Raw genomic sequence first — 14,326 nt, 5'->3', positions numbered from 1 at the left:
CGCAGGAATGGGGGTGCCGGCGTGACGCAGGTGGTGGATCCGGCGTCCGGGGAGAGTTTCCGGGACGTACCCGGGGCTTCGGTTGGGGAGGTCGACGCCGCGATCTCTCGGGCGGACCGGGCGTTCGACGGGTGGCGGGGGGTGGCGCCGGGGGACCGGGCCCGGATGTTGCGGCGGTTCGCCGCTGTTGTCGACGCGCATCTGGACGAGCTGGCCACGCTGGAGGTTCGCAACTCCGGGCACACCATCGGCAACGCCCGCTGGGAGGCCGGCAACGTCCGCGACGTGCTGGACTACTACGCGGGCGCGCCGGAGCGGCTGACCGGGCGGCAGATCCCGGTGCCCGGCGGGCTGGACGTCACCTTCCACGAGCCGCTCGGCGTGGTCGGCGTGATCGTGCCGTGGAACTTCCCGATGCCGATCGCCGCCTGGGGGTTCGTCCCGGCCCTCGCCGCCGGCAACACCGTGGTGCTCAAGCCCGCCGAACTGACCCCGCTCACCGCGCTGCGCCTGGCCGAGCTGGCCCGCGAGGCCGGCCTGCCCGACGACGTGTTCACGGTTGTCCCCGGCGAGGGCGCCGTGGTGGGGGAGCGGTTCGTCAGCCACCCGGCGGTCCGCAAGATCTGCTTCACCGGCTCCACCGAGGTCGGCACGCGGATCATGGCCGGCTGTGCCACGCAGGTGAAGCGGCTGACCCTGGAGCTGGGCGGCAAGAGCGCCAACATCATCTTCGCCGACGCCGACCTGGAACGCGCCGCCGCGACCGCTCCTGGCGCGGTGTTCGACAACGCCGGCCAGGACTGCTGCGCCCGGTCCCGGATCCTGGTCCAGCGCCCGGTGTACGACCGCTTCCTGGAACTGCTCGAACCGGCGGTCCGCGCCGTGCGGGTCGAGGACCCGGCCCGGGACACCGCCGAGATGGGCCCGCTGATCTCCGCCGGCCAGCGCGACCGGGCCGCCGGCTACCTGGCCGGGTCCCGGGTGGCGTTCACCGGCTCCTGCCCCGACGGTCCCGGCTTCTGGCACGCCCCGACGGTGCTGCTGGCCGACTCGCCAGCCGACCGGCACTGGCGGGAGGAGATCTTCGGCCCGGTGGTCTCGGTGCTCCCGTTCGACGACGAGGCCGACGCGGTCCGGCTCGCCAACGACACCGAGTACGGCCTCTCCGGCTCGATCTGGACCCGGGACGTGGGCCGCGCGCTCCGGCTCGCCCGCGCCGTCGACGCGGGGAACCTCAGCGTCAACTCGCACTCCTCGGTGCGCTACTGGACCCCGTTCGGCGGGATGAAGCGCTCCGGCCTGGGCCGGGAGCTCGGTCCGGATGCGCTGCACGCCTTCACCGATGTCAAGAACGTGTTCATCGCGACAGAGGGGTGACGCCAGTGCAGGGTCGGTTGCAGGACCGGGTGGCCGTGATCACCGGTGCGGGCAGTGGGATCGGGTTGGCCACCGTCCGTCGGTTCGCCGCGGAGGGGGCCCGGGTGGTCTGCGTGGACATCGACGCGGCGGCCGGGAAGCGGGCCGCCGAGGAGTGTGGCGGCGAGTTCGTGGCCACCGACGTCGCCGACGAGTCAGCGGTGCGTGACCTCTTCGACGGGGTGGTCGACCGGCACGGGCGGGTCGACATCGCGTTCAACAACGCCGGCATCTCGCCGCCGGACGACGACTCCATCCTGACCACCGGCCTGGACGCCTGGGAACGGGTGCTGCGGGTCAACACCACGAGCGTCTACCTCTGCTGCAAGTACGCCATCGGGCACATGCGCCGCCAGGGCAGGGGCTCGATCATCAACACGGCCTCGTTCGTGGCGCTGATGGGCGCGGCGACGTCGCAGATCGCGTACACCGCGAGCAAGGGCGGGGTGCTGGCGATGACCCGGGAGCTGGGTGTGCAGTTCGCCCGCGAGGGCATCCGCGTCAACGCGCTGTGCCCCGGCCCGGTGGCCACCCCGCTGCTGCTGGAACTCTTCGCCGCCGACCCGGAGCGGGCCGCCCGCCGGCTGGTGCACGTGCCGATGGGCCGGTTCGGGCAACCGGAGGAGATCGCCGCCGCCGTGGCGTTCCTGGCCAGCGACGACGCCTCGTTCATGACCGCCGCGCAGTTCGTGGTGGACGGGGGCATCACCGGCGCGTATGTCACTCCACTATGACCAGGCCACTGATCGGGATCAGCGCGTACGTCGAGCCCGCCGACTGGGCCATATGGCGGGGCGTGCGCGCCGTGCTGGTGCCCGAGGCGTACGTGCGGGCGGTGACCGTCGCCGGCGGCCGGGCGGTGGTGCTGCCGCCGGACGACGGGGACGGCGACGTGCTGGCGGTCCTGGACGGATTGCTGCTGGCCGGTGGTGCCGATGTCGGCCCGGGGCGGTACGGCCAGCTGCCCGACCCCAGGACCGAGGACCGGCCGGACCGGGACGACGGCGAGCTGACCCTGCTGTCCGCGGCGCTCGCCGCGGAGCTGCCGGTGCTGGGCGTCTGCCGGGGGATGCAGCTGCTCGCCGTCGCGTACGGCGGCACCCTGCACCAGCACCTGCCGGACGTGGTCGGTCACCAGGCGCACCGCCCGGCGCCCGGCGTCTACGGTGAGCATCCGGTGCGGTTCGCGCCGGGCAGCCTGGCCGCGACGGTGTTGGCCGGGGTGGACCGGGTCAACTCGTACCACCACCAGGCGGTTGCCGACCCTGGGCGGCTCGCGGTCAGCGGCTGGGCGGCGGACGGTGTGATCGAGGCGGTCGAGGATCCGGGCCGGCCGTTCGTGCTCGGGGTGCAGTGGCATCCGGAGAACGAGCCGGATCCCCGTCCGATCACCGCGCTGGTCCGGGCCGCCCGCCAGCGACCGCCCGGCACCGCGCCCGACGACGCCGGGCGGTCGGTGCGACCCCGGGGTACGTGACGCACGTCGCACCCGCCGGCCGTGGTGGCCGGTGGGAGGATCAGCGCATGGGCAAGGTCTATCCGGAGATCGACGGTCGGCTGCGCGACTTCATCGCGGCCCAGCCGGTCTTCTTCGTGGCCACCGCGCCGTCGGGCGCCGACGGGCACGTCAACGTCTCGCCGAAGGGCATGCGGGGCACCTTCGTGATCCTCGGCCCACACCGGGTGTCCTACCTGGACTATCACGGCAGCGGCGCAGAGACCATCGCCCACCTGCGGGACAACGGCCGGATCACGCTGATGTTCTGCGCCTTCGACGGGCCACCGAAGATCGTCCGGTTGCACGGTCGGGGCAGCAGCGTCGCGGTGACCGAGGAGGCGTTCGCCGACCGGCTCGCCGAGTTCCCCGAGCCACCGGACGTGCACGCCGTGCGGGCCGTGATCACCGTCGAGGTGGACCGGGTCAGCGACTCCTGCGGGTACGCGGTGCCGCTCATGGACTACCGCGCCGAACGCGACCTGTTGCTCACCGCGCACTCGCGCCGTACCGCCGACGACCTGGTGGTCTACCGGGCCACCAGGAACGCGGCGAGCATCGACGGGCTGCCCGTCTTCTGAGCCGTCGAGGGCGCTCCACCAGGGGTTGCCCGGACGCCGCGTCCGCCCCGGTGTCGGATGGCCGACGGGCCCGGCGCACGTAACCAGCGTCCGAGGGGCGTCACGCGTTACGTTGCTGGTCCGCCGGGGTACAGGTCGGGACACGGCAGGCGGAGATCAACGGCTGGGGCACAGCCGGAGCGGGAGGCTGTATGAGCTCGGCCCAGGGGGGCGCGGACGCGGAGGGTTCCTCGGCGGTCGGCGCGGAGCTCCCCCCGATGCTGGCGGCCGCGTTCGCGGCCGGTGGCGAGTTGGGCGAACGGCTGCGTCACTTCGACTGGTCCTCGACACCGGTGGGCGCCCCGGCCTGCTGGCCGTCGGCGCTCTCCAACGCGGTCGGCATGATGCTCGCCTCCAGCGCGCAGATCGTCATGTTCTGGGGCGACAACCAGCTCGCCTTCTACAACGACGCCTACCGCCCGACCATCGGCGGCAAGCACCCCGGCGTGCTCGGTCAACCGGCAGCGCAGCACTGGGCGGAGACCTGGGAGGTGCTCGGCCCCCTGCTGGAGGGCGTACGGCGCACCGGGCGCTCGTACCGCGGCGAGGACCATCCCTTCCTGCTGGACCGGCACGGCTTTCTCGAACAGACCTACTTCGACGTCTCGTACGACCCGATCCGAGGGGCCGACGGCTCGGTCAGCGGCGTCTACTGCATCGTCAACGAGACCACCGGCCGTGTTCTCGGCGAGCGCCGGCTTCGGGCGCTGGCCGAGTTGGGCGCCGAGTTGGCCGAGGTGGGCAGCGCCGCCGAGCTCGGCCGGACCGCCGCCGAGGTGCTGGGTCGGCACCGGGCCGACGTACCGTTCGCGCTGATCAACCTGGCCGACGACACCGGCCGGTTCGTCCTGGCCGGCTCCGACGGCACCGGCCAGGCCGCCGTCGACGTCGACCCCGGGGTGCTCGCCCGGGTGACCGCCGACGGCGTGCCCGCCACGATCGACGTGGCCGGGCTGCTCGACGCGCCGCCGGCCGACGCGGCCGATGAGGCGCTCGTGCTGCCCGTCACGGCGACCCACGAGAGGGTCGGCGCGCTCGTCGTCGGCGTGGCCCGCCGGCTGCCGCTCAACGATGAGTACCGAAATTTCCTCGACCTGGTCGCCGCCCAGATCTCCCGGGCGGTGGGCAGGCAGCGGGCGTACGAGCAGGAGCAGGCCCGCGCCGCGGAGCTGGCCGCGCTGGACCGGGCGAAGACCAACTTCTTCGCCAACGTCAGCCATGAGTTCCGGACCCCACTGACCCTGGTGCTCGGCCCGCTGGAGGACCTGCTGGCCGACCGGGCGCTGCCTTCCGACTACACCGACCGGCTCACCATGATGCACCGCAACGCGCTGCGCCTGCTCAAGCTGGTCAACACCGTGCTGGACTTCTCCCGGCTGGAATCTGGTCGGCTGGCCGCCCGCTACCAGCCCACCGACCTGGCCGGCTACACGGCCCGGCTGGCCAGCACCTTCCGCTCGGCCACCGACCGGGCCGGGTTGGAGCTGGTGGTGGACTGCCCGCCGCTGCCCGCGCCGGTCATCGTCGACCGGGACATGTGGGAAAAGATCGTCCTCAACCTGGTGTCGAACGCGGTCAAGTTCACCTTCGGCGGCGAGATCCGGGTCCGGGTCCGGGCCGTGGACGGCGCCGCCCGGCTGGAGGTCAGCGACACCGGCGTGGGGATCGCGCCGGCCGAGCTGCCGCACGTCTTCGAACGGTTCCACCGGGTGCCAGGGGTGCGCGCCCGCACCCACGAGGGCACCGGGATCGGCCTGGCGCTGGTCCGGGAGCTGGTCGAGATGCACGGTGGCGAGGTCGGGCTGACCAGCCGGGTCGACGAGGGCAGCACGTTCACGGTGACGGTCCCGTTCGGGTCGGCGCACCTGCCCGGCGACCGGGTGGTGGCGTTCGCCCCCCTTCCGACGGGCGAGCCCGAGCAGGCCCGGCTCTACGTGGCGGAGACCGCGCTGTGGACCGGCACCGAGCCGACGCCCGGTTTCGGCGGCCAGCCCGCGGAGATCGCCCCGGCCGGCCGGATCCTGGTCGTCGACGACAACGTGGACCTGCGCGAGCACGTCACCCGGTTGCTCTCCCCGACCTGGGAGGTGGTCACCGCGAGCGATGGCCTGGCGGCCCTGCCGCTGGCCCGCGACGGTGGGTTCGACCTCGTGCTCGCCGACGTGATGATGCCCCGGCTGGACGGGTTCGGCCTGGTCGGCGCGCTGCGCGCGGACCCGCGTACCCGGCACGTGCCGATCGTGCTGCTCTCCGCCCGGGCGGGCTCCGCGGAGGCGGTGGCCGGCCTCTCCGCCGGCGCCGACGACTACCTCACCAAGCCGTTCTCCGGGCAGGAGCTGATCGCCCGCGTCCGGGCGAACGTCGAACTGGGCCAGCTGCGCGGGCAGATCATCCGCCGGCTCCGGGCGCTGGCCGACGCCGCCGTGGCGGTGAACACCGCCCGGTCCACCGCCGAGGTGCTCCAGGTCGCCGCCCGGCACGCGCTCACCCTCGCCGAGGCCGCCCGGGTGGTGGTCACCGCGAGCGGAGCCCGTTCCGAGGCGGACGCCGGGGGTGTCACCGCCACCGACCCGTCCTTCGTGAGCGAGCTGACCGGCACCACCGGCGAGCAGCTCGGCGAGTTGCGGGTCTGGCGGCCGCCCGGTGACGACGCCCGGGCCGACGAGGCCGCTCTCACCCAGCTGGCCCGGTTGGTCGGGGTGCGGCTGGAGAACGCCCAGCTGTACGAGGCCGATCACCGCATCGCCACCACGTTGCAGCACAGCCTGCTGCCCCGGTCGTTGCCACAGCTGCCCGGCGCGGTGGTGGCCAGCCGCTACCTGCCCGGCACCGCCGACGTCGAGGTCGGCGGCGACTGGTACGACGTGATTCCGCTGGAGAGCGACGAGCTGGTGCTGGTCATCGGCGACGTCGTCGGCAAGGGCGTCCAGGCCGCCGCGGCGATGGGGCAACTGCGCAACGCGCTGCGGGCGTACGTCCTGGAGGGCTTCGACCCGGGTGAGTCGCTGACCCGGCTCAACCGGCTGGTCGGCTCCACCGAGGGCCGCTCCTTCGCGACCGTGGTCTGCCTGCTGTTCAGCTCGCGGGCCGGCCGGCTGCGGTACGCCAGCGCCGGCCACCCGTCGCCACTGCTGATCCGGGGAGGCGACGCGGCGTTCCTGCACGACCGTGCGCTCGGCCCACCGGTCGGCGCCATCCCCGACACGACGTACCGGACGGTCGAGGGGGAGCTGCCCGTCGGCAGCCGGCTGCTGCTCTACACCGACGGGTTGATCGAGGACCGTCAGATCGGCATCGACGAGGCGCTGGCCCAACTGCGCGTCGACGCGGCCATCCCCGGCGAGCACGTGGACGACCTGATCGACGCGGTGGTCGAGCGGGTCGCCGGGCGGCCGCGCCGCGACGACGTGGCGGTGCTGGCCCTGGAGGCGGCCGAGCTGAACCGCTTCGTGCTGCGACTGCCGGCGGACCCGACCCGGCTGAGCGTGCTGCGCAAGCGCCTGGAGGATTTCCTGGTCGCGCACGGGGTCGGCGAGACGGACCTGTTCGACCTGACGGTGGCGGTCTCCGAGGCCGCCGCGAACGCCATCGAGCACCCGGTGCACCCCGCCGAGCCGATGATCACCGTGGAGGTGGCCATCGAGGACGGCACGGTGACCGCCACCGTGCGCGACAGCGGGCAGTGGCGGGAGTCGACCGGCTCCGGGTTCCGGGGGCGCGGGCTGACTCTGATCAAGGCGTTGGGTGACCTGTCGGTGCGGCGTACCGCCGAGGGCACCGAGGTGACGCTGCGCCGGCAGTTGCAGGCCTGACCACGCGCTCCGGTCGCCGCGTACCGCATGCGCTGCCCAGGGGTGCGGAGCGTGAGCCGCTCAGGCCGGGCTCAGCCAGCTCTGCTCGCCCAGGCCGGAGATGTCCAGCACCCGACGGACCTGCCGGGACGGCAGCACGGTGAGCGTGCCGGGAAACTGCTGGGCGAGCCGGACCAGGGCGTGGATGGCGGCCGAGTCGAAGAAGGTGACCGCGTTCAGGTCGAGGGTGATCCGCTCGGCGGGCTCGCGGAGCGCCGTCTGGAGCATCGTGTCGGCGGTCGCCATGTCGACCTCGCCGGCCACCACCACGTGGAGGTGGCCACCGTCGATCTCCGCGCTGGCAGAGAAGACGGGTGGTGCTCCCCCTTGATCCACGCAGACACCATGGCACAGCCGACCTGACTGGGCAACAACCGGTCCGGAGCGGCCGTGGCACGGGTCACCGGCGGCTCCGGCGATAGGCTTGCGGCATGACCGTCCGTCCGCCGCTGACCCCAGGCACGCTCTCCCCGATGCGACCGGTGCCCGCCCACATTCCCCGACCGGAGTACGTGGGCAAGAAGCGCCCCCAGGAGTGGCGTGGCTCGCACGTGCAGACGCCGGAGACCATCGAGAAGATGCGGATCGCCAGCCGGCTGGCCGCCCAGGCGACCCAGCTCGCCGGTGAGCACTGCAAGCCGGGCGTGACCACCGACGAGATCGACCGCGTGGTGCACGAGTTCCTCTGCGACCATGACGCGTACCCGTCGACGCTCGGCTACAGGGGCTTCCCCAAGTCCTGCTGCACCAGCCTCAACGAGGTCATCTGCCACGGCATCCCGGACTCCACCGTCCTCAAGGACGGCGACATCATCAACGTCGACGTGACCGCGTACATCAACGGGGTGCACGGCGACACCGACGCCACCTTCTGCGTCGGCGAGGTCAGCGAGGAGGCCCGGCTGCTGGTCGAGCGGACCCACGAGGCGATGATGCGCGGCATCCGCGCGGTCGCCCCGGGCCGGCAGATCAACGTGGTGGGCCGGGTCATCGAGTCGTACGCCAAGCGGTTCGGCTACGGCGTGGTCCGTGACTTCACCGGCCACGGCATCGGCGAATCCTTCCACAGCGGGCTCTACGTGCCGCACTACGACAGCCCACGGCCCACCGACATCATGGAGCCGGGGATGACGTTCACCATCGAGCCGATGATCACGCTGGGCACCTACCAGTACGACATGTGGGACGACGGGTGGACCGTGGTCACCAAGGACCGGAAGTGGACGGCGCAGTTCGAGCACACCATCGTGGTGACCGACAACGGCCACGAGATCCTGACCCTGCCGTGACCGACACCCCAGCGGCGTTGCGCGAAGCGCACCACGCGGACGTCTCCGGCGGCTGGCTGCGCCCAGCCGTCTTCGGCGCGATGGACGGGCTGGTCACCAACATCGCCCTGATCGCCGGAGTCGGCGGCGGCGGGGTCTCGCCGCGCAGCATCGTGCTGACCGGCTCCGCCGGCCTGGTGGCCGGCGCGATCTCGATGGGGCTCGGCGAGTACACCAGCGTGCGCTCGGCCAACGAGCAGGTCGCCGCCGAGGTGGCCAAGGAGCGGCGGGAGCTGGAGCGGCACCCCGAGGCGGAGGCCCGCGAGCTGGCCGACGCGTGGGTGGCCCGCGGCCTGCCGCGGGACCTGGCCACCCAGGTCGCCGAAGCGGTGCGGCGCGATCCCGAGGAGGCGCTGCGGGTGCACGTCCGCGAGGAGCTGGGTGTCGATCCCGACGACCAGCCCAGCCCGTGGGCGGCTGCCATCTCCTCGTTCCTGTTCTTCTCGCTGGGTGCGCTCGTGCCGCTGCTGACGTACCTGTTCGGCGCCACCGAGCTCTGGCTGGCACTCGCCGTCGGCGGGCTCGGGCTGTTCGCCGCCGGAGCGGTGGTGGCCCGGTTCACCAACCGGCCCTGGTGGACCGGCGGCCTGCGCCAACTCCTGCTGGGTGCCGCGGCCGCCGGCGCCACCTACCTGATCGGCTCGCTGATCGGCGTACAGGGCGGGCTGTGACGCCGGTCAGCCGCTGAGCAGCTCGTCGACCGTGCCGTCGACCGGGCGGCCACGGGCGGTGAGTTCCTCGGCCTGCCGGGCCAGCACCACCCCCACCTCGGTCATGTCCGCGCCGGCCAGCCCGGTGCGGCGCACCGCGTCCCCCGGGTCCCGGAAGTAGGTGCGGCTCAGCAGCCCCGTCACCGTGGCCGCGGCCAGCCGTGCCTCGCCGAGCATCAGCAGCGCCTGGTCCGTCTCGTACCACTCGGCCAGCCGGGCAGCCCGGGCATGCGCCGCGCTGCCCCGGTACCAGGCCTGCCGGGCCGCCGTGCTGAACTCCGCCGGCCGGGCCCGGGCCAGCCGACCGAGGTGCTCGTCGCGCAGCGTCGGCAGCCAACCGGTCGGGTCGTGCAGAGCCCGGGTGGTGACGTACCGGTCGGCGGTCAGCGGCCACAGGGGGGAGAGCACCCGGGCCTGCCCGAGGTAGTCGTCGGCGGCGGCCACGGTCAGGTCGACCAGCACCCCGTCCACCCGCCGGGTCGCCGGTGGTGGGCCGGTGCCGGGTCGGTAGGTGACCACCAGCATCCCCACCTCGCGGTCCCCGCCGCCGTCGTCGTCGCCGTGCGCCAGCGGCCCGTGCACCGCGACCGCGAGCACGTCGGCCGGGAAACGCCGCCGGGCCGCCTCGGCGACCTGCTCCGCCACCGTCCACCGCCGATCGTCGCGGCCCCGGTCGGTTACGGTCTTTTCGCTGCTCGCGCTCACCGGGCCGCCTTTGTTCGCGACTGCGGGGCTCGCAACAGCGGCTCACTCCTCGCGCTCACCGGGCCACCTCTCGTTCCCGACTGCGGACCAACCCCGCCTGGCGACTGAGTGTCAGCCTAGCCAGCCGGTGGCGGCCCGGCCGGCGCGCCGCGCCCGGCCGGCACCAGCCGGAAGATGCGGATCTCCCGCCCGCCGGCCCGCTGCACGTACGTGCGATACGCCGGCCACTCGGTCACCAGGAGCTGCCACAGCCGGTCCCGTTCCGCGCCGGTGGCCGGCTCGGCCCGGACCGGCACCCGACGGCCCTTCACGTCCACCTCGGCGGCCGGCTCGGCGAGCAGGTTCATCGCCCAGCCGGGCTGGTGGGTCTGACCCCAGTTGGAGCCGATCACCACGTACGCGTCGCCGTCGGGCACATAGAGCAGCGGATTGCTGCGCGGCCTGCCGGAGCGGCGGCCGGTGGTGGTGATCACCAGGGACGGGATCAGGCCGAGCGCGACCACCCGGCCCCGGGTGAGCCGGCCGACGATCCGGTCGGCGGGCACCAGCAGGCGGGCGGCGGCGCCGAACCAGCGGTGGTGCCCGACTCGGCGGGTGAGGGTTCCCAGCACTGACACGCCGACAGTCTGCCGGCTGCCAGGCCCCGGCGGCACCCCCCGAATGCCCGCCGGAGCGCCCCGGTCAGTCCAGTCGCCGCTCGATCGGCAGCCGGGCGCGGGTGAACAGGCCCGCGCCGAGCATCGCCACCACCGGCACCAGCACCAGGACGCCGAGCGCCGGCCACGGCACCAGGAACGGGTACGGCTCGCGTACCGGCCAGGCGGTGGCGTACTGCCGGTTGACCGAGAGCAGCACGATCGCGGCGGTGCCCAGCCCGGCCACGATGCCGAGCACCGAGCCGAGGCCGGCGATGATCCCGGCCTGGCAGATCGCGAGCAGCCGGCGTACCGCCGGGGCTGCGCCGACCGCCGCGAGGGTGGACAGCTCGGCGCGGCCCTCGGCGGCGGCGAGCGCGGTCGCTATCCCCGCCGCGCCCACCGTGATCAGCCCGGCCGCCGCCGCGAGCAACAGGAGCAGCGGTGAGTTGTCGCGTGGCGCGGCCCCCTGCTCCACGCTCAACGAGAACGTCCCGAAGGATTGCAGGGCGGCGGTGAAGCGCTTCTGCCGGTGCACGTCCGGCGGTTTCGGCGTGCCGATCACCCAGCCGCTCGGGGACCCGATCAGGCCGAGGCGTCGGGCCGCGGGTGGGGACAGCAGCAGGCTGGGCTGGCCGACCGCCGCGCTCAGCGCGTACGCGGGCAGTTCGCCGGTGGTGACGGCCGGCCTGTCGGCCTCCATTTCCACCCGGTTGACCCGCACGGTCACCCGGCCATCGTGCAGATAGCGTGGGTCGGTCACCACGGCACCCCCGGCGCGCAGCACCGCGGTGGCGGCGGCGGTCTCCGCCGGATCCGCGCCGGTGAGGAGCGGCAGCGCGCTGCCGTCGTCCACCAGTGGCTGCACGTAGCTGCCGTAGTGGTCCCCGGGCGGGGCCACGCAGCGCGGGTCCGCCCGGGCCTGCCGGCGCTCCGCCTCTGAGAGGGCGTCCCCGGGTCGCCAGGGGCAGGCCCGCTCCGGTGGTAGCTCCGGCTCGACGTAGCAGTAGCCGCCGGGGGTCGCCGCCGGTTGGCAGGCCGCCATCTGCACCGGAGCCACCGCCGCGGCGTCCAACTGCGCCCGGGCGGCGGTGGTGACCTGGGCCAGCGTGGGCCCGGATTCGCGGGTCGGCTCGGCCGGGCTGACCAGCACGTGACCGGTCGGCAGCATCGGCTGGTAGGCGCGCGCCTCGCGGGCCCCGTCGCTGGCCAGGTACCCGCCGAGCGCGACGCTGCTGGCCACCGCCGCCATCACGGCGCAGATGGCCGGCGCGGCGGCCGCCCGGTTGCGGCTGGCGTCGCGCAGCGCGATCCGGGGCGCCAGCGGCAGCACCCGGCCGAGGCGGGCGAGCGCGCCGATCAGGGTGGGCGTGCAGCAGACCAGGCCCAGTTCGCCGAGGATCAGGCCGGTCAGGATCACCGCCGGCGAGGTCTGGGTGGCCCCGAACGCCGCGAGCGCCGCCCCGCCGACCACCAGCGTGAGACCGAGGACCAGCCACCGTGCCCGGGTCGCGGGCGGGGTGCGTCGCCCGGCGAGCCCGGCGATGACGTCCTGCCGGGCGGCGGTCCAGGCCGGTGCGAGCGCGGCGAGCACCCCGGCCAGCACCGCGACCCCACCGAGCACGACCAGCGCCGACGGCCAGCACCGGTACCCGCCGAAGCGGGCACCGAAGACGTACTGCTCGACCAGCGGGCGGCCGGCGAACGCGGCGCCGACGCCGAGCAGCAGGCCGGCGGCAGCGCCCAGCACGCCCAGCACCACGCCGTCGGCGAGCACGACCCGGCGAAGCTGGGCCGCGTCCCCTCCGGCCACCGCGACCAGTGCGAGGTCACGTCGTCGGCGGCGGACGCCGACCGCGAAGGCCGGCCCGACCAGCAGCACGACCTCCAGCAGCCCGAGGCCGGCGATCAGTACGCCGGTGCTCAGGTCGGCCGCGTCGGCCGGACCGATGAACCCGGGCCAGCCTCGGGACGGCTGCGTCGTCGGGCCGGTCGGGTGATGGGGGACGACCAGGAAACCGCGCTCGTTGAGCCGGGAAACCATCGCGGCATCAGCGGCGCCGGGCACGTCCACCAGCCAGGTGCTGGGCGGTCCCGGCTCGGTACGCGGCACGGCGGCGGGATGCAGCGCCACCACCGGGCCGAGGTCGTCGGGAAACTCGACCACCCCGACCACGGTGTACACCCTGGTTCCGTCGGCCGTGGCCATCGCGGCGCCGAGGCGCAGGTCCAGACGGCGGAACGCGGCCGGACTCACCGCGACCTCGCCGGGCTGCCGCGGCGTACGCCCCGCCTGGAACCGCACCAGACCTCGGGCCAACGGGTCGGTGAGGTCCAGCACCCGACCTTCCACGTCCTCGTCGCGCACCGGGCCGCGCACGGTGAGCGACAGGGGGCCGCGCATCTCGGTGACCCGGCTGCCCGGGCCGAGCAGCGCGGCCACCTCGGAGGTGGTGGCGACGCGGCGACCCGACGTGTGCTCACTCTCGTGGGCGGACCAGTTGTCGCCCCACGCATCCTGCTCGATCGAGGTGTCGGCGAGCCAGCGCAGCTCCGCGTCGGCGACGCCGAGCCGGCGGTCGACCCGCTCCTGGGGAGTCAGCTCGGCCATGTCGTAGCTGACCGCCAGGAAGGTCAGCACCAGCACCGGCAGGGCGATCATCGCGAGCACCAGGGCGGTTCGCCGGCGGGCCCGGCGCGACTCCCGCCGGGCGATCCGCAGCGCCGCCCGCCAGGAGCCGATCAGCTCGGCCGTCCGCCGTCGGCCCGGTGGCGCGGGTGGCGCGACCGGCGGGGCCGCCGGGACGTCGGCGCGGGCGGGGGCCCGCAGCGCCCGGCGGATGGTCACCGGTCGCTGCCGGACAGCAGTTGCTCGACGCTGCCCAGCGGCGCCGTCGTGTCGACCAGCACCCCGTCGCGCAGGAACACCACCCGGTCGGCCCAGCCGGCGTGCCGCGCCTCGTGGGTGACCAGGATGCCGGCGGCGCCCGCGTCGACCCGGCGGCGCAGCAGGTGCAGCACGGCCTCGCCGGTCTGCGAGTCCAACGCCCCGGTCGGCTCGTCGGCGAGCACCAGTCGCCGCTCGCCGACCAGTGCCCGGGCGATGGCCACCCGCTGCTGCTGGCCGCCGGAGAGCTGGTCGGGGAACCGGTCACCCAACGCCGGGAGGCCCACCTCGGCCAGCGCGGCCAGGGCCGCCGCGCGGGCCTTGCGCCCGCCGGTGCCGTCGAGCTCCAGCGGCAGCGCTACGTTCTCCACCGCGCTGAGGCTGCCCAGCAGGTTGAGCTGCTGGAAGATGTAGCCGATCCGGCGGCGGCGCAGCTGGGCCAGCCCCCTGCGGTCCAAGGCGCCCAACGGCTGGCCCTCGACCCGTACCTCGCCGCCGGTCGGGCGGTCCAGCCCACCGGCGAGGGAGAGCAGCGTCGACTTGCCGGAGCCGGACGGACCCATCACGGCGACCAGCTCGCCCGGCCGGACGACCAGGCTGACGCCGCGCAGGGCGTGCACCGCCGCGGGGCCGACCCCGTGGGTGCGGTGGACGGCGCGTAACTCCAGCACCGCGTCGT

Annotated in this window: 12 protein-coding genes; 7 read left to right on the top strand and 5 right to left on the bottom strand. The window is 74.2% G+C overall.

The annotated features are described in order from the left end of the window. The first annotated feature begins 21 nt into the window (after window positions 1–21). The 5 genes from ABZU69_RS05885 to ABZU69_RS05865 all read left to right on the top strand — a co-directional run bounded on the left by ABZU69_RS05885 (window position 22) and on the right by ABZU69_RS05865 (window position 7,343). Complete coding sequence (locus ABZU69_RS05885; protein WP_354963257.1) at window positions 22–1,377, top strand: aldehyde dehydrogenase family protein; 1,356 nt, start codon at window positions 22–24, stop codon at window positions 1,375–1,377. A gap of 5 nt (window positions 1,378–1,382) precedes the next feature. Next, the gene (locus ABZU69_RS05880) at window positions 1,383–2,150 is read left to right on the top strand and encodes a 3-oxoacyl-ACP reductase (RefSeq protein ID WP_354963256.1); all 768 of its coding nucleotides are present in this window, start codon (window positions 1,383–1,385) and stop codon (window positions 2,148–2,150) included. Continuing rightward, window positions 2,147–2,893: a gamma-glutamyl-gamma-aminobutyrate hydrolase family protein gene (locus tag ABZU69_RS05875; RefSeq protein ID WP_354963255.1), complete on the top strand. Its 747-nt coding sequence runs from the start codon at window positions 2,147–2,149 to the stop codon at window positions 2,891–2,893. The genes ABZU69_RS05880 and ABZU69_RS05875 overlap by 4 nt, the downstream gene beginning before the upstream one ends. Before the next feature lie 47 nt (window positions 2,894–2,940). Next, window positions 2,941–3,492, top strand: a complete 552-nt coding sequence (locus ABZU69_RS05870) for a pyridoxamine 5'-phosphate oxidase family protein (protein ID WP_354963254.1) — start codon at window positions 2,941–2,943, stop codon at window positions 3,490–3,492. Between the two features lie 191 nt (window positions 3,493–3,683). Next, window positions 3,684–7,343, top strand: coding sequence for a SpoIIE family protein phosphatase (locus tag ABZU69_RS05865; RefSeq protein WP_354963253.1), 3,660 nt, complete (start codon window positions 3,684–3,686; stop codon window positions 7,341–7,343). A 60-nt stretch (window positions 7,344–7,403) separates the two neighbouring features. Here ABZU69_RS05865 and ABZU69_RS05860 read toward each other — a convergent pair whose 3' ends face one another. Then, the gene (locus ABZU69_RS05860) at window positions 7,404–7,718 is read right to left on the bottom strand and encodes an STAS domain-containing protein (RefSeq protein WP_354963252.1); all 315 of its coding nucleotides are present in this window, start codon (window positions 7,716–7,718) and stop codon (window positions 7,404–7,406) included. 95 nt (window positions 7,719–7,813) lie between these two features. Between ABZU69_RS05860 and map the strand changes: the two genes are divergently transcribed. Together map and ABZU69_RS05850 are read left to right on the top strand one after the other, a co-directional pair. Further along, window positions 7,814–8,671 carry a type I methionyl aminopeptidase gene (gene map / locus ABZU69_RS05855; RefSeq protein ID WP_354963251.1) on the top strand — a complete coding sequence of 286 codons (858 nt, stop codon included), beginning with the start codon at window positions 7,814–7,816 and terminating at the stop codon, window positions 8,669–8,671. Next, window positions 8,668–9,381, top strand: coding sequence for a VIT1/CCC1 transporter family protein (locus ABZU69_RS05850; protein WP_354963250.1), 714 nt, complete (start codon window positions 8,668–8,670; stop codon window positions 9,379–9,381). Before map ends, ABZU69_RS05850 begins: the two co-directional genes overlap by 4 nt. Window positions 9,382–9,387: 6 nt before the next feature. Here ABZU69_RS05850 and ABZU69_RS05845 read toward each other — a convergent pair whose 3' ends face one another. The 4 genes from ABZU69_RS05845 to ABZU69_RS05830 all read right to left on the bottom strand — a co-directional run bounded on the left by ABZU69_RS05845 (window position 9,388) and on the right by ABZU69_RS05830 (window position 14,318). After that, window positions 9,388–10,125 (bottom strand): nucleotidyltransferase domain-containing protein, encoded by a 738-nt coding sequence (locus tag ABZU69_RS05845; RefSeq protein ID WP_354963249.1) that lies wholly within the window; start codon window positions 10,123–10,125, stop codon window positions 9,388–9,390. A 116-nt stretch (window positions 10,126–10,241) separates the two neighbouring features. Continuing rightward, window positions 10,242–10,742 carry a nitroreductase/quinone reductase family protein gene (locus tag ABZU69_RS05840; protein WP_354963248.1) on the bottom strand — a complete coding sequence of 167 codons (501 nt, stop codon included), beginning with the start codon at window positions 10,740–10,742 and terminating at the stop codon, window positions 10,242–10,244. A gap of 64 nt (window positions 10,743–10,806) precedes the next feature. After that, complete coding sequence (locus ABZU69_RS05835; RefSeq protein WP_354963247.1) at window positions 10,807–13,608, bottom strand: FtsX-like permease family protein; 2,802 nt, start codon at window positions 13,606–13,608, stop codon at window positions 10,807–10,809. Next, window positions 13,605–14,318, bottom strand: a complete 714-nt coding sequence (locus ABZU69_RS05830) for an ABC transporter ATP-binding protein (RefSeq protein WP_354963320.1) — start codon at window positions 14,316–14,318, stop codon at window positions 13,605–13,607. The genes ABZU69_RS05835 and ABZU69_RS05830 overlap by 4 nt, the downstream gene beginning before the upstream one ends. Window positions 14,319–14,326: the final 8 nt, after the last annotated feature.

The sequence above is a fragment of the Micromonospora sp. NPDC005206 genome, assembly GCF_040608175.1.
GTDB lineage: Bacteria > Actinomycetota > Actinomycetes > Mycobacteriales > Micromonosporaceae > Micromonospora.
Note: the sequence above shows the minus strand (reverse complement) of the source record. Positions and strands in the feature narration are given on the sequence as shown.